The 14,656-nt window shown below is 71.3% G+C and carries 15 protein-coding genes and 1 pseudogene; 8 read left to right on the forward strand and 8 right to left on the reverse strand.

Going from position 1 to position 14,656, the window contains the following annotated elements; genetic code table 11:
• Positions 1 to 22 precede the first annotated feature (22 nt).
• Positions 23 to 325 (forward strand): putative quinol monooxygenase, encoded by a 303-nt coding sequence (locus ACXJMZ_RS26360; RefSeq protein ID WP_457032529.1) that lies wholly within the window; start codon positions 23 to 25, stop codon positions 323 to 325.
• Positions 326 to 355: 30 nt separating this feature from the next.
• Here the strand turns inward: ACXJMZ_RS26360 and ACXJMZ_RS26365 are convergent, their stop codons facing one another.
• Positions 356 to 604: an SCO4226 family nickel-binding protein gene (locus ACXJMZ_RS26365; RefSeq protein WP_457032530.1), complete on the reverse strand. Its 249-nt coding sequence runs from the start codon at positions 602 to 604 to the stop codon at positions 356 to 358.
• Between the two features lie 226 nt (positions 605 to 830).
• Between ACXJMZ_RS26365 and ACXJMZ_RS26370 the strand changes: the two genes are divergently transcribed.
• Complete coding sequence (locus ACXJMZ_RS26370) at positions 831 to 2,039, forward strand: serine hydrolase domain-containing protein (protein WP_457032531.1); 1,209 nt, start codon at positions 831 to 833, stop codon at positions 2,037 to 2,039.
• Between the two features lie 6 nt (positions 2,040 to 2,045).
• Here the strand turns inward: ACXJMZ_RS26370 and ACXJMZ_RS26375 are convergent, their stop codons facing one another.
• Complete coding sequence (locus ACXJMZ_RS26375) at positions 2,046 to 2,909, reverse strand: protein phosphatase 2C domain-containing protein (RefSeq protein ID WP_457032532.1); 864 nt, start codon at positions 2,907 to 2,909, stop codon at positions 2,046 to 2,048.
• A gap of 220 nt (positions 2,910 to 3,129) precedes the next feature.
• On the opposite strand from ACXJMZ_RS26375, the gene ACXJMZ_RS26380 reads away from it, so the two are divergent.
• Complete coding sequence (locus tag ACXJMZ_RS26380; protein ID WP_457032533.1) at positions 3,130 to 4,938, forward strand: cellulase family glycosylhydrolase; 1,809 nt, start codon at positions 3,130 to 3,132, stop codon at positions 4,936 to 4,938.
• A gap of 187 nt (positions 4,939 to 5,125) precedes the next feature.
• Here the strand turns inward: ACXJMZ_RS26380 and ACXJMZ_RS26385 are convergent, their stop codons facing one another.
• Positions 5,126 to 6,061: a MerR family transcriptional regulator gene (locus tag ACXJMZ_RS26385; RefSeq protein ID WP_457032534.1), complete on the reverse strand. Its 936-nt coding sequence runs from the start codon at positions 6,059 to 6,061 to the stop codon at positions 5,126 to 5,128.
• A gap of 237 nt (positions 6,062 to 6,298) precedes the next feature.
• On the opposite strand from ACXJMZ_RS26385, the gene ACXJMZ_RS26390 reads away from it, so the two are divergent.
• Entirely contained in the window at positions 6,299 to 7,531 is a 1,233-nt protein-coding gene (locus ACXJMZ_RS26390; protein WP_457032535.1) for a serine hydrolase domain-containing protein, read from the forward strand.
• A gap of 107 nt (positions 7,532 to 7,638) precedes the next feature.
• Positions 7,639 to 8,340 carry a 2-phosphosulfolactate phosphatase gene (locus ACXJMZ_RS26395; protein ID WP_457032556.1) on the forward strand — a complete coding sequence of 234 codons (702 nt, stop codon included), beginning with the start codon at positions 7,639 to 7,641 and terminating at the stop codon, positions 8,338 to 8,340.
• Between the two features lie 11 nt (positions 8,341 to 8,351).
• On the opposite strand, the gene ACXJMZ_RS26400 is transcribed toward ACXJMZ_RS26395, so the two are convergent.
• The gene (locus ACXJMZ_RS26400; protein ID WP_457032536.1) at positions 8,352 to 8,828 is read right to left on the reverse strand and encodes a hypothetical protein; all 477 of its coding nucleotides are present in this window, start codon (positions 8,826 to 8,828) and stop codon (positions 8,352 to 8,354) included.
• A 38-nt stretch (positions 8,829 to 8,866) separates the two neighbouring features.
• A complete protein-coding gene (locus tag ACXJMZ_RS26405) occupies positions 8,867 to 9,472 on the reverse strand; it encodes a TetR/AcrR family transcriptional regulator (RefSeq protein WP_457032537.1) in 606 nt (201 codons plus the stop codon).
• Positions 9,473 to 9,567: 95 nt separating this feature from the next.
• Between ACXJMZ_RS26405 and ACXJMZ_RS26410 the strand changes: the two genes are divergently transcribed.
• Positions 9,568 to 10,452: a TIGR03620 family F420-dependent LLM class oxidoreductase gene (locus tag ACXJMZ_RS26410; RefSeq protein WP_457032538.1), complete on the forward strand. Its 885-nt coding sequence runs from the start codon at positions 9,568 to 9,570 to the stop codon at positions 10,450 to 10,452.
• A gap of 419 nt (positions 10,453 to 10,871) precedes the next feature.
• Here the strand turns inward: ACXJMZ_RS26410 and ACXJMZ_RS26415 are convergent, their stop codons facing one another.
• On the reverse strand, positions 10,872 to 11,039 hold the full coding sequence (locus tag ACXJMZ_RS26415; RefSeq protein ID WP_457032539.1) for a hypothetical protein: 168 nt from the start codon (positions 11,037 to 11,039) through the stop codon (positions 10,872 to 10,874).
• Positions 11,040 to 11,442: 403 nt separating this feature from the next.
• On the opposite strand from ACXJMZ_RS26415, the gene ACXJMZ_RS26420 reads away from it, so the two are divergent.
• The gene (locus tag ACXJMZ_RS26420) at positions 11,443 to 12,531 is read left to right on the forward strand and encodes a lytic polysaccharide monooxygenase auxiliary activity family 9 protein (protein ID WP_457032540.1); all 1,089 of its coding nucleotides are present in this window, start codon (positions 11,443 to 11,445) and stop codon (positions 12,529 to 12,531) included.
• A 272-nt stretch (positions 12,532 to 12,803) separates the two neighbouring features.
• On the opposite strand, the pseudogene ACXJMZ_RS26425 reads toward ACXJMZ_RS26420, so the two are convergent.
• A pseudogene (locus ACXJMZ_RS26425) lies at positions 12,804 to 13,601 on the reverse strand (polysaccharide deacetylase family protein); the annotation flags it as partial.
• Between ACXJMZ_RS26425 and ACXJMZ_RS26430 the strand changes: the two are divergent.
• The gene (locus ACXJMZ_RS26430) at positions 13,600 to 14,286 is read left to right on the forward strand and encodes a DUF6445 family protein (protein WP_457032541.1); all 687 of its coding nucleotides are present in this window, start codon (positions 13,600 to 13,602) and stop codon (positions 14,284 to 14,286) included. The pseudogene ACXJMZ_RS26425 and the gene ACXJMZ_RS26430 sit on opposite strands and share 2 nt — an antisense overlap.
• Positions 14,287 to 14,313: 27 nt before the next feature.
• On the opposite strand, the gene trxA is transcribed toward ACXJMZ_RS26430, so the two are convergent.
• Positions 14,314 to 14,643, reverse strand: coding sequence for a thioredoxin (gene trxA, locus ACXJMZ_RS26435; RefSeq protein ID WP_457032542.1), 330 nt, complete (start codon positions 14,641 to 14,643; stop codon positions 14,314 to 14,316).
• Positions 14,644 to 14,656: the final 13 nt, after the last annotated feature.

The raw sequence follows: 14,656 nt of genomic DNA on the forward strand, positions 1-14,656 counted from the left end.
GCGAGCTTGCTAGGTTCGCAGCATGTCGAACACCCTGCGCGTCATCGTCCACATCACCACTCGGCCCGGCCGAGGAGCCGAGCAGATCGCCGCATTCACCGCACTGGCACCGGTCGTTCGGGCCGAGGCCGGTTGCCTGCAGTACGACCTGCACACCGTGAACGACGACCCGGACCGCTTCGTCCTGCTCGAGGAGTGGGCCTCGGCGGAGGCCCTGCAGCAGCACGACGCCTCGGCCCACATGGTCGCCGCCGATGCCGCCAACAAGGCGTTCCGCGCCGGTCCGGCCGAGGTCGTCCTGCTCAGCCCGAATCCGGTGGCCTGACTCCGGTGGCCTGACTCCCGGCGGTCGGCCTCAGACCATCAGCGGCACCGGGTGGATCTCGTCGGCCGGGTGCCCGGTCCGCTCGTGGATCCGCTGGACCGCTTCCTTGGACGGCGCCTCGGACAGGCAGTACACGACGCCCGCCTCCGGATCCGCCCAGGCCTGCTCGAAGTGCACTCCCTCGTCGGCCTCGATGGCGAGGTCCGCCATGTGGGCCGCGCGGAGATCCTCCGCCGTGATGCCGGTCATGTTCTGGTGGACATCCATGAACTTCGCCATCGTCCCAACACCTCCGGAGTCCGTCGGCCGGCCCGGCCGGGCACGGCCTTCCCTGACTCCAGGGTGCGCCGCCCCGGACGGCTCGGCACGACAGCATCGCCCGGCGCCGGGCCAGGTCCGTACGGGTGGACTCGCCGCGCCGGTGTCGGGGTTGACCGGGTGCGGGGCCGGGGCGGGTGATGACGTGGGCCTCGCAAGGTCCCCGCCCACCGGAAGAGGCCCCGCCATGCGCCGTGTCCGCGCCCGTCGACTCGCCACCGCCCTGCTCGCCCTCGCCACTCTGGCCCCGCTCGCCCTGACCTCGCCCGCTGCCCAGGCGCTCCCCCGGACAACAGCCGTCACCCGGAGCGCCCACCCGGCCGGCGCTCCCCACCAGGAGCTCGATCCCGCTCTGGTGGCCCGCCTCGACGAGGCGATCGCGAGCACCCGCCAGGAAGCCGGCATCCCCGGCGTGACGGTCGGCCTGTGGCTGCCCGGCCGGGGCACCTACATCCGCTCGACCGGGGTGGCCGACACCGCGACCGGTACACCGATGACGCCCGATCTCAACATGCGGATCGGCAGCGAGACCAAGACCTTCACCATCACCGCCCTGCTGGAGCTGGTGGACGAAGGCCTGGTCGGGCTGGACTCCCCGATCTCCGCCTACCTGGACTGTGTCCCCGACGGCGAGCACATCACGATCCGTCAGATGGCCGAGATGCGCAGCGGCCTGTTCTCGTACACCGCCGACGACGACTTCGTCCACGACCTGCTCAGCGACCCGACCCGGCCCTTCACCCCGCCGGAGCTGCTGGAGTACGCCTTCCGCCACCCGAACGTGTTCGCACCGGGCTCGGCGTTCCAGTACTCCAACACCAACACCGTCCTGCTCGGCCTGGTGGTGGAGAAGCTCAGCGGGATGCCGCTCGCCGACTTCATCCAGCAGCGCGTGACCGGCCCGGCCCACCTGCACCGCACCTTCCTCGCGGCGGGCACCGAGTTCCCGGAGCCRCACGCGCACGGGTACACCCGGCAGACGCTGTCCGGCGAGGTCGCCGACACCACGGACTGGAACCCGAGTTGGGGCTGGGCGGCCGGTGCGATGATCTCCGACCTGCACGATCTGCACCACTGGGCCAAGGTGGTGGCCACCGGCACCCTGCTCTCCCCGGCCACCCAAGCGCAGCGGGAGAAGTTCCTTTCGATCCCCGGCTTCGACGATGCCGGGTACGGACTGGGCCTGTTCCGGACCCACGGCTGGGTCGGGCACAACGGCTCGCTGCCCGGCTACCAGAGCGTGACGATGTACCTGCCGGAGCAGGACGCCACCATGGTGGTCCTGCTCAACACCGACATCCCGCACGCCGGTTCGGCACCGAGCACGCTCATCGCCCACGCGGTCACCTCGATCGTCACCCCGGACAACGTCTACCAGCTCCCGTCCGAGAACTGACCGGGTTCACTCCGGCCCAGCAAAGGAGTTGAGCGTGATGTGGGCCAGGGCCTTGTCGTCGTGGATCTTGCCGCGGGGCCACTTCATCGCGCCCTGGTCCCCGGCCTCCGCCTCGTGGACCGCGTCGACCAGCCACTGCGGGCCGGCCCGTCGGCAGTCCTCCACCAGGGTGGCCCAGCCCGCGAGTTGGTAGTCGTCCACCAGGGAGCTGACTCCGTCGGTGGCCAGCAGCACGTCGGTGAGGTCGGCCAGCGGCCAGGAGGCGGTCACGGCGTGCAGCCCGGCCTCCGGCTCCGCCTCCGCGATCCAGTAGCCACCTTCGCGGTTGATCACCGTGTACTGGAACTCCCGTAGTTCCTGCATCAGTTCACGGTGCCGCGGGTCGAAGCCGGACCCGGCCGCCAGTCGGTTCCGGTACTCGGCCAGCTGCGGGCGGGGCGCGACCAGGTCGGCCAGGCGGTCGTCCCGCAGTTCGTGCACCGCACCGTCCCGGCCGTACGCGACGACGGGGCTGTCGCCGAGCACCGCCGCGTCCAGTCGGTCGCCGCTGCGGCGCAGCACCGCCACGGTTGCGGCCGGGCTCCGGCCCGGGAGCAGCCGGTGTTCGGCGGCGACCGCGCGGATCGCCTCGGCCAGCACCACCCGCAGGTCCGGGCCCGCACCGTCGCCGAACGCGCGGGCGAGCTCCGCGCCGAGGGTGCGGGCGTACCAGCCGCCCCGGGGCTCGTCGCCGGTCACCGTGGACACACCGTCGAGGACGATCACCGCATCCGGCAGCACCACGATGTGATCCTCGGTCAGCCGCCCCGGGGTGCCCGGCCGTTCACCCGTGCGCACCACCCAGCCCGCGCCGCCCTGCTGTCCGTCCACCCTGCACTCCTGTCCGATCGCCGTTCCGCGTTCAACCAACGAATACTGAACGGCCCCTTGACGCCTTGACACTCCATGGATTCACTGGACCCGGCAGGCCCGCCCCCACCCTACGGGCCCCGTCCCCCACCCCGGCAGCACCGCACGGTGTCCAGCCCTTCCGCATCGTGGGAGCGCTCCCACCGTTCTCTGCCGGGCCCGCAGCAGAGAGGACCGCGACGTGCTCCACCCCGTACGCCGCCTGCGCGATGCCCTGTTGACCATCGCCCTCGCGTCGACCGCACTCATCGCCCCCGGCGCCGCCGCCCAGGCCGCCACTACACCCACCACCAGCGTCTCCACCGCCGGTGCGACCGGCTCCGGCTACTGGCACACCAGCGGCCGGCAGCTCCTCGACGACGGCAACCGCCCCGTCCGGATCGCCGGTATCAACTGGTTCGGCTTCGAGACCGCCAACTACGTCCCGCACGGACTCTGGTCCCGGGACTACAAGAGCATGATCGACCAGATCAAGTCGCTCGGCTACAACACCATCCGGCTGCCCTACAGCGACGACCTCTTCAGCGGCACCTCGCCGGTCAGCCTCAACACCTCGGGCGGCCTGAACGCCGACCTTCAAGGACTGAACTCACTCCAGGTGATGGACAAGATCGTCGACCAGGCCGCAGCAACCGGACTCAAGGTGATCCTCGACCGCCACCGCCCGGACTCCAGCGGGCAGTCGGCGCTCTGGTACACCGCCGCCGTGCCCGAGTCCGCCTGGATCAGCCACCTCACCAACCTGGCCACCCGGTACGCGGGCAAGCCCGCCGTGATCGGCATCGACCTGCACAACGAGCCGCACGACCCGGCCTGTTGGGGCTGCGGCGACCCCGCCCTCGACTGGCGCCTCGCCGCCGAACGGGCCGGCAACGCGGTGCTCGCAGCCAACCCGCAGCTGCTGGTCTTCGTCGAGGGCAACCAGACCTTCAACGGCAGCTCGTACTGGTGGGGCGGCAACCTCCAGGGCGCCGGCCAGTACCCCGTCCGGCTCAACGTGGCCGATCGGCTGGTCTACTCCGCGCACGACTACGCGACCAGCGTGGCTCAGCAGAGCTGGTTCAGCGACCCGTCCTTCCCGGCCAACCTGCCGGGCGTCTGGGACCGCAACTGGGGCTACCTGTTCCAGCAGAACATCGCCCCGGTGTGGGTCGGCGAGTTCGGCACCACCCTGCAGTCCACCGTCGACCAGAAGTGGCTGAAGGCGCTGGTGCAGTACCTGCGGCCGACGGCCCAGTACGGCGCGGACAGCATCAGCTGGACGTTCTGGTCCTGGAACCCCAACTCCGGTGACACCGGCGGCATCCTGAACGACGACTGGACCACCGTCAACACCACCAAGGACGCCTACCTGACGGACGTCAAGGCCCCCGGCTTCGGCCCGGTCGGCGGTGGCGGTGGCGGTGACGTGCAGGCACCGTCCGCACCCGCCGGGCTCGCCGTGACCGGCAGCACCGCGAGTACGGTCTCGCTCTCCTGGACCCCCTCGACCGACAACGTCGGCGTCACCGGGTACGACGTCTACCGTGGCGCGACCCTGGCCGGTACGGCGACCGGCACCTCGTACACCGACACCGGCCTGACCGCCGCCACCACGTACTCCTACACCGTGCGGGCCAGGGACGCGGCCGGCAACGTCTCGGCCGCCTCCGCCGCCGTCAGCACCACCACGGGCGGCAACGGCGGCGGCAACGCGGGCTGCACGGCGGGGTGGCACCTGGACAACCAGTGGACCCCGGGCTTCACCGCCACCGTCACGGTGACCGCCACCACTGCCACCAAGTCCTGGACCGTGCACTGGACTTGGCCGAACGGCCAGCAGCTCACCAGCTCCTGGAACGCCACCACCCAGCAGACCGCAGGCTCGGTCACCGCAACCAACCTGGCGTACAACGGCACGCTGACACCCGGCAGTTCGACCTCCTTCGGCCTACAGGGCACCTGGACGGGCGCCAACACGGCCCCGGCCCTCACCTGCACGGCCACCTGACCGTCCGACACCCGGTGGCGGGGCACCACCCCGCCCCGCCACCGCCCCCACCCGAACCGGCTTAGGCCGCCCTACAGTTCGTCCTCGTAGGGGTCGCCGTAGGCCGCCTGCCGGAAGGCCACTTCGTCTTCGTCCTGTTGGCTCGGCAGACTCCACGTGTGCGGCCAGGGATTGTCGATGGGCCCCGTCATTGCTGTGTCCGGACACGCAGAGCCTGGACCGACCATTCGAACACTGGAGCCAGACTCTCCGGGGCCGACCAGTCGTTGACCACTGCGAGCAGCTGGAGGTATCGCTCTCTGCGGGGGTCGTTCACGCTCTCCAGCCGAGTCGCCAGCCGGCGGCGAAGCTCGAGGTCGTCGGGGAGACTCAGGAGGTGCGCGTAGTGATCCGTGAGCGCCGCGACGACGGGATCGGCCTGGGGCGAGGCAGGGTCGATGCCGGCGGTCAGGGCCGGGCCGACCTGGTCACGGACGATTGCGGGGAGGTCGCGGCGCGGGCCCGTGGTGCTTCGGGCCTGCTCGGCTGCCTGGTCCTCGGCCATCCGGCGCACGCAGACTCGGAAATCCGGGTCCTGGGACAGTTCGGCCAATTCCACCCACGCCTGAATCTGCTCCGCCTCCGGGTTGTCCGGCAGCTCCGGGGTCATCGAGCGCATGGCCCCCGCGAACACGGGCGCGGCGTCCAGACCGCCGAAGACGGCGTCGAGGAAATCGTCGATCAACTGTCGGCGTTCGTCCTCGGAGAGCTGGGCAAGCCTGTGCATAATATCCGTCTCCTCGGGGGTTGACCCGCGTTTGGCCACCGCCGTCAGCACCGCGCGCCGCAGGCGCAGGGTGCTGATCTGTACCGCCAGCGCTTCGGCGTGCGCTGCGGCGACCTCGGGAAATGAGAGCTCCCGGTCCATGACCTTCCGGATCGTGGGAAGGTCCAGTCCCAGTTCGCGCAGGGTTCGCACGAGGTCCAGGCGTGCAGCGGCAGCGATGTTGTAAAGGCGGTAGCCGGCCGGGCTCCGGTCGGTCGGCGCCACGATTCCGCGATCGGAGTAGAACCGGATGGTCTTGACCGTGAGGCCGGTCCGCCGGGCCAGTTCGCCGATCGAGTAGAGCGTGTCGTCGTCCATGCCCCCACCTTCGGGTCTCCCCCTGGTGGAGACTCAAGCCCATCAGTCTGCCGACAGCCAACCACTCCTCGTCCCTGACGGGTAACCGGCCGGCAAGCGTCGCCATGCTCCGCGACGGCGCCTTCTACGAGTCCCGGTGCGCTGCCTGACTGTCCGTACGGTCCCGACGGGTGACGTTTCGTGCGGGTCGGCGGTCACCAGGCCGGTGTCCGGATCCTCCCGGCCGATACTGCCGACATGACAGCCACCCGCCCGACGCCGCTGCTGCGCCTCGCCGCCGTCACCGCCGTCACCGCGCTCCTCGCCCTCGGTTCCCCCGTCACCGCCACCGGCGCCGCAGCGAGCGACGGCAGCCACCGCCGACCCTGCGTCAGTTCCCCGGTGCCCGGCGGCGGCCCCGCTCTGGACGTCCTGCGGATCGCCGAGCAGGCCAAGGCGGAGCTGGACCTCAAGTCCGTGATCCTGCGGGTCACCGACCACGGCCACGAGGTCGTCACCGCCGCGCTCGGCGAGTCGATGACGGGTGTCCCGGCCGACCCCGCCATGCACTTCAGGAACGGCAACATCGCGATCAGCTACCTGGGCACGGCGCTCCTGCGACTGGTCGACGAGGGCACGGTCGGCCTGGACGATCCGGTCGCCCGGTGGCTGCCCGACCTGCGGCACGGCGACCGGATCACCCTGCGGATGCTCGCCGACTCCACCTCGGGACTGGTCGACTACGTCACCGCCTCCGGCTTCTCCGAGGCCGTCTACGCCGACCCGTTCCGCCACTGGACGCCCGAGGAGCTGGTGGCCATCTCGACGGGTAAGGAGCAGTGGTACGACCCGGGGACCAACTGGAGCTACTCGCACGCCAACTTCGTCCTCCTCGGTGCCGCCCTGGAGAAGATCACCGGGACTCCGCTGGACGTCCTGCTCCAGCAGAAGATCATGGGCCCGCTGGGCCTGACCGAGACTCGCAACAGCTTCACGCCCGACATCCCGACGCCCGTCCTGCACGCCTTCACCGCCGATCGCGGGACGTACGAGGAGTCCAGCTTCTGGAACCCCTCGTGGACCACCGCCCCCGGCGCGGTGCAGACCACCGACATCTGCGACCTGACCCGCTCGGCCGCCGCCATCGGCTCGGGCGAGCTGCTCTCCCCGGCCGCCTACCGGGAGTTGCTGAACCCGGGGACGGTGGGTCTGGGCCATTCGACCGAGAAGTGCCCGGAGACGGTCTGCCTCACGCAGACCGAAGCCACCCACTACGGGATGGGCCTGCTCGTCCTGAACGACTGGGTCTCCCAACACCCGTTGTTCTTCGGCTACTCCGCCTCCCAGAACTACCTTCCGTGCGACCACCTGGCCATCGCCGTCTCAACCACCGACGGCCCCCACGCCCCGGGCGGCCACAGCGCCCACACGATCGCCCAGCGGATCTCCGCCGCCCTCGCCCCGGACCACCCCATCCCCGACTTCGGCTGAACCTCACCGACCGTCAGCCCGGTCCGGCGCGCCGGCGCCCCGATCGTGAGGAGTCCGTCGTCGGCCATGCCCCCACCTTGGCGTCTCCCGATGCGGGAGACTCAAGCATGGACTCTCGTTTTCTTGGCATCGCCGAACTGGCCGAAACCCCGTCCGTGGCGGTCGTGGTCGACGTGATGCGTGCCTACACCGTGGCCGCCTGGGCCTTCGCCCGGGGAGCGGAGAAGATCGTGCTGGCCGAGTCGCTGGACGAAGCCCTGGCGCTCAAGTCCCGCCATCCGGACTGGGTGGCGCTCAAGGACGGTCCGGCCGCGCCCGGCTTCGACCTCGTCAACTCGCCGGGCCTGCTGCGCTCTGCCGACCTCGGCGGACGGACCGTTGTGCAGAAGACCACGGCGGGGACGGTCGGCGCCCTCGCCGTCAAGGAGGCGTCGCTGGTGCTGTGCGCCGGCTTCGTGGTGGCGGAGGCAACGGCTCGGCTCCTGCGGACTCGCGGGAGTGACAGCGTCACGTTCGTGGTCACCGGCGAAGACGGCCAGGCCGACGAAGACCTGGCGTGTGCTCAGTACATCGCCCGGAGGGCCACCGAGGCCGAGACGGATGCTGCCGAGTTCGTCCGCCGCGCCGCCGGGTCCCGTGCCGCCACCGAGTTGGCGGAGGGGGTGCGCCAGGGAGTGCATCCCGACGACATCGCGCTCTGTCTCGAGGTCGACCGGTTCCCCTTTGCCATGGTGGCGACCTTGGAAGGCTCGCTCATGGTCCTGCGTCCACGCGCGATGCCTGCACCGGCTGACGCGGACCCGGCCTGAGCGAGCGCCTGTCAGGACAGTTGCTCGCGCGCCTGGCTCAGCGCCGAGGCGAACCCGGCCGCCACCTCCACCGGGTCGGTGCCCTGGGCCTCCACCTCGGTGTAGCCGCGCGGCTGCCGCTCGATCCGGATCCGGCAGGGTAGCGCGGTGTAGGAGCCGGACTCGAACTCCCAGCGCAGCCGCTGCCCGGCCCACTCCCCGCTGAGCGAACCGTCCTGCTCGACCGTGGCCAGCAGGTAGTGGACGGTCCGGCAGTCCGGTACGCGGTCCCAGACCGGGCTCGGGCCGGCCCACTCGTCGGGCTGCTCGACCAGGCGGGCATAGTCCTGCGCGGGGGCGTCCTCACCGATCTGGGAGTTCCACAGCGCGGTGATCTCGTCGGCGATCGCCCGGGTCGCGACGCGCAGGGTGTGGACACCCGCCCGGAGGACGTACCCGGGCTCGGGCTCCGCCCCCGACGCCGTGGGGCTCTGCGGGTTGTCGGTCACGCTCTGATCCTCCCTCAGAAATGCCGTCGGCCTGCTGTTCAGCGCGCCGTCGTCCCACCCGGGCGTACTCCGTCGACGACGAGCGCCAGCAGCCGACCGGCCTCGGCCGCGCCGTCCGGATCGTGCTCGGTGGCCAGCGCGATGGCTCCGACCAACTTGAGCAGCTGGACGACGGTGACCTCGGGGCGCACCGCGCGGACCTGCTGCGCCTGCACGAGCAGTTCGCCCCCGGCGTTCACGATCATCGCGTGGCAGGTCTCCCCCAGCGTCGGGTCGCCTGCGCCGGTACCGGGCATCAACGCTGCCCCGAGGCCCCTGTTGGTCGCGGCGTGTGCGCCGACGGCGTGCAGCCAGCTGACCAGTGCGTCCCCCGGTTCGGACCCGGCGGCCAGCTCGGTGGCCTTGGCGCAGAGGGTCTCCACCCGGTCCCTGAAGACGGCTTCCAACAGCGCCTGCCGGGACGGGAAGTGCCGGTGGAGGGTGGCCGAGCCGACCCCGGCGTGCCGGGCGATCTCCTCCAGGGAGGCCTCGGTGCCGTGTTCGGCGACCGCCGCTCCGGCAACGGCCAGGATCCGGTCGTGGTTGCGCCGCGCGTCGGCGCGCAGGGGCCGCTTCGGCGCTTGCGCGGTGACGTCCTGGGACACGGGAGCTCCTGACGGCTTGCCAACCGGGGTGGTCCTCCATATCGTACCGAAAGCAGAAACGGGGGACCACCCCACTTAGTGCTCCGGGAGTGACAGTGGACAGCAACGGAAGGCCCGAGCTCGGGCGGATCGGGATCTGGGCGGGCGAACTCGACGACTGCACGGCCGCCGACGCCCGCGAGGCGGTGGCCACGGTCGAGGACCTCGGCTTCGGCACCCTGTGGTTCCCCGAGACCGCCGGACGCGAAGCGATGACCCAGGCCGCGATGCTGCTGTCGCAGACCCGGCGGATCGTGGTGGCGGCCGGCGCTGCGGACATCTACGCGCGGGACGCCGTCACAACGGCCGCCGCGCAGCGCACACTTGAGGAAGCCTTCCCCGGGCGCTTCCTGCTCGGGCTCTGGGACAGCCACCCCACCTTGGCCGAACAGGTCCGCGGCCACCGTTTCGGTCCCCCGCTGCCCACCATGCGCGCCTACCTCGACGCACTGGACACCGCACCGTTCGGACCGCCCGGCACCGCGCCCTCGCCCCATCGCGTACTGGCGGCCCTGGACCCCGCCATGCTCGCTCTCGCAGCCGAACGGGCCTGGGGCGCCCAGGTGTTGGGCATGCCGGTCGAGCACACCCGCACCGCCAGGGCCGCCCTGGGCCCCACGGCGCTGCTCGCCGTCACCCAGCTCTGCGTACTCGGCCCGGACCGCGCACGCACTGCCGGACCCGCCCGCAGCACCACGGTCGCGGCACTGCCCAACCGCCGCGCCCTGCTGCGCGATCTCGGGTACGAGGTCGTCGACCCGCCCGGCGACCGGCTGGTCGACGCGATCGTGGCCCACGGCACCGCCGAGGACATCGCCCGCCGCGTCCACGAACACCTCGACGCCGGGGCCGACCACGTCAGCCTCCATCTCCTCACCGCCACGCCCGGCACCCCGCCCACCAGGCAGTGGCAGCAGCTCGCAGCGCACCTCCTGCCCTGATCCGACGGATCGTCAACGATGCCGGTGCGGAAGCCAGTTCGAGCACCGGCGGCCAGGCCGGCTCAGCGATCCGCCCAGTGCGGGCAGACCGGCTGGTGCCACCGGGTCCGCACGACGGTGCCGCCGAGCAGCCGGTGTTCGCTGCTCCAGGTCCGGCAGCACTGCGGCCGTACCGGCGGGATCTCACGCCTGGGAGCCGGAGTCGGGTGCAGCGGGGCCGGGTACACCGGGGCCGGACCGGCCGCGAACAGTCCACTGCTCGGAGTGGTGGCCGACGAGGGTCGGGCACCGTGGCGGCGCCTGCGCGCCGAAGGGGAGGAAGTCGTCACATCCAGCCCCTCCCACCAACGGCCACCTCCCAACCCGCCCGTCACCCGAACAGGCGACGGCCACGGCGGCGCGGCAGCGCCGGCCCGCGGTCAGTCGTGGTGGGCACCGAGTTCGTCCAGGTAACGCAGCCGCCGGATGCAGGCCCGGGCCCCGAACTCGGCGGTGTAGACGTCGACTTCGCCGCCCGCCTGGACCCATCGCCCGGCCTGCCAGTCCACCACCGCCCAGGCCTCGCGGCCCTGGTCGTCGGGGGGCATCCGCACCACCTCGTACCGAGGCGCAGCCCCGGCCGCCGGCGGATCGTCAGCAGGCCGGGCTACCGTCCCGGAGAGCTCGGGGCGCACCTCGGACCGTGGCAACAGGCTTTCTGGGCCCCCGCTCGTCATGCTCACCACAGTAGAGGAACGGCGTCGCTGACACTGTGTCAATGGATCACTCCACACAAACAGGCCCACAGGCGTCGCGCCCGGGCTGTGATCAACCTGTCGATCGGCCCCCATCCGCATGAGTGAATTCCCGGTTTCGTGGTGTGACCGCCGCCATACCTGGCTAGAACCCCACCCGTGACCTTCGGAAGTACGTATACGGCGTACCCGCCGGGGTTGTGCCGGGCTACCGGCAGCACGCTCTCCCTGAGTCTTCCCGAAGGAGAAGGGCCTCATGAGCAACAGCATCACGGGCGAAGCGCCATCCGGGCTTCGCGCCGACATCCGGCACCGGTCCGATGGCAGCCACCGGATGTACGGCATCCATCTGCGCTGGCAGATCGGGGACAACACGCCCGACCACCCGAGCTGGCCCCCGCCGGAGGACTGGAACAACGGCGACGCGCCCTACCCCCACCGGTACGAGGTGTGGGTGAACGGCGAGGCGAGGCAGACCGTCGACCTCCACTGGCGGGCCTGGGACTGGTCCCCGTCCAACACCCACTGGGTGGATCTGGGTGAGAACCCGGACGCCGAATACCGCGTGAAGATCCGCGCCAGGGTGGCCGGCCAGTACACCCCGTTCACCAACGAGGAGACTGTCCAGCGGGACGACGCCCAGCCGTGGTCGGCTCCGGCACCGCCGCGCAACGCCCCGGCCGCCACTGATGCCTCCGCTGCCTCGCCCCGGCACGGCACCGTCGACCACCCGCGCAGCCGGGCCGCTGCGGCGATCCGGGACGAGGACTCCTCCCCGATCTGTGTCGAGGCACGGCGGGCGAACACCAGCACGGACTGGCACGAGGTCCTGCCGGGCCGCGAACGGATGCTTGCCGACTACCCGTGGAACAACGACCTGCGCTACCTGGAGTACCGCAAGTTCTTCGAGGGCAACACCGTCGCTTCCACGGGCAACAAGGCGTACCAAGGTCTTGACCTGGTCCCGGACGACAGCCTGGGCGACTGGCCCGTGACCGTCCTGGACGCCGGCTCCGCCAGTCACACCTTCGTCTACGACTACATGGCCTATCACGACGGCGACTCCTGGTCGCAGCGGTGGTTCATCACCCGTCAGGGCTGGCACCCGACCGACGGCCTGTCCTGGGAGGACCTGGACTCCACGCCGTTCCTGGTCGAGGTCCAGGGCGCCGCACGGGAGGAGGACTCCACCAGCTGGGAGTTCTCGACCCTCCCGCACCGAACCGGTCGCGCCGCGATCGTCCACGTCTGGGGTGGCCACGGCGGCCCCGACACACCCGACGGCGGTAACGGCGGCAAGACGGGCGAGTTCTTCCTGTCCGTGTGCGACGTGAACTTCCAGTAGGGCAGCAGGGCATGGGTTGAACCCGACCGGGTCCGGCCTGTCCCCTGTCCACCCTCGTGACCTGCCCGGCCGGATGGCCGGGCCAGCCCGAGCCGCTGCAGGCCGTCCAGCACGGCGGGCAGCGCGTCCACGGTGCCCTGATGACCCATGTGCAGCGCCACGACCGAGCCGCCCCGCACCGAACGGAGCAGCCGCCGCTGCAGCAGGTCCGCGCCCGGGTCGCTGTAGTCACGCGGGTCCACGTCGAAGGACAGGCAGTGCTCGTACCCCACCAGCCGGGCCTGCTCCCGCACCATCGAGTTAGCGTACTGGGTCGCCGACGGCCGGAACCAGCGTCCGATCGAACCGGTCAGCCTGCGCAGGCGCTCGGCGCACTCCGCTATCTCCGCATGCGCCTGATCGGGGGTCAGGGCGATGATGTCGAGGTGGTTCTGGGTGTGGTTGCCGAGTTCGTGACCGCCGCGCAGGATGCGTTCCGCCATCTGGGGCTGCTGGTCCAGCCAGCGGCCCACCGCCAGCACCGTCAGCCGCACGCCGTGCTGCTCGGCCCGCTCCAGCAGCGCCGTCGCCTGGGCGGGGTCGCCCTCGCCGTGGAAGGTCAGCGCGACCTCCGCACGACCGCGCGGCCCGCTCACCACCTCCCCCGGCGTTCCCGGTGCGAGCGGCGCCACCACCGGGACCACGGCGGCGGGCGGCGACGCCACCGGCGTGGGCGTGGGCGCGGCGGCCGCTCCGGTCGGGGTGGGCGACGGGCGGAGCGAGTACCCGGCCGAACCTTCCGGCGGGTCCACCGGCCCCGGGCCACCCGTGCTCCGGGTCGGGCCGGGCGCACACGCCGACAGCGCGCCGACGGCGGTCACGGCGGCAAGCCGGGCGGCGGTGCGCAGCACAGAGCGACGGTCAGCAGTCATCGCGACCAGCATAAGGACAGCGAAACACCCGTACGAATCGGAGGCACCCGACCGGACCAGTGCCGCCCGCTCGACTTGGCCGAACTCCGTCATCATGACCGAATATTGACCATTTTGCGGGCGAGTCGTGGGCCACCGCGCTCCTATCGTCGGCCGCATGCCCCCACAGCTCCGCCGACCGGCCGCCGCCACGCTCCCCGTCCTGCCCTACCGCAAGCCCACCCGGGGCCGCGACTACTGGGTCCTCGACGACGTACTGCCCAACATCGACGAGGTCCGCGCCCGCTGCCTGGCGGTCGAGCACTGGGACGAGGGCTACCCGCACAAGCCCGAGGCCTGGCCGGGCCTGCGCACCATGCCGGGACTGCTGCCCGCCGAGCTGGCCCACATCGAGGCCCAGGTCCGGAAGGCCACCGGCGCACCTCGGGTCTGGGCCCTCACCGAGGCCGAGGGCGGCACCTTCAACCACAACTGCGTCCAGGTGGTCGGAGCGGGCGAGTGCGAACCCCGCCCGCACACCGACTCCCGCGCCCTCTGCCGGTACGCCGCCGTCCTCTACCTCAACCCCGACGTACCCAAGCAGTGCGGCACCAGCTTCTACCGCCAGAGTTTCCCCGGCGGCCGCCTCGGCGGAAACCTGGTCACCGCCCCGCACAACAACCTGGTCGACGCCCTCGGCACCCGCTTCGTCCCCGCCGACTCCTTCACCGAGGACGTCGCGGTCCCGCACCGCTACAACCGGCTCCTCCTCTACACCGCCAACATGATGCACACCGCCAGCGCCTACTGGGGCAGCACCCTGGAGGAGAAGCGCATGACGGCCGTCTTCTTCTGGATGGCCTGACCCGACCGCGGCCTGCCGTCGGGACGGTCAGAGCACGTCGTCGAACTCCCGCAGCAGCCGGGCCTTGGCGCGGGCGCCGACCACCGACCTGACCGGTTCGCCGTTGCGGAAGAGCATCATCGTCGGCATCGAGAGCACCGCGTAGGTGGCCTGGGTCTGCGGATTGCGGTCCACGTCCAGCTGCACCACCTTGAGCCGGTGCGCCTCCTCGCGGGCGATGTCGGCCAGCACCGGCGCCATCATCCGGCACGGCGGGCACCAGTCGGCGGTGAACTCCACCAGCACCGCTCCCTCGGCCGCCAGCACCAGCTCGGCGAAGGTCTCGTCCGTGACCGCGTCCACCCCTGTGATCTGCACTGCTGTCCCCTTA

The sequence above is a fragment of the Kitasatospora sp. P5_F3 genome (assembly GCF_054049135.1).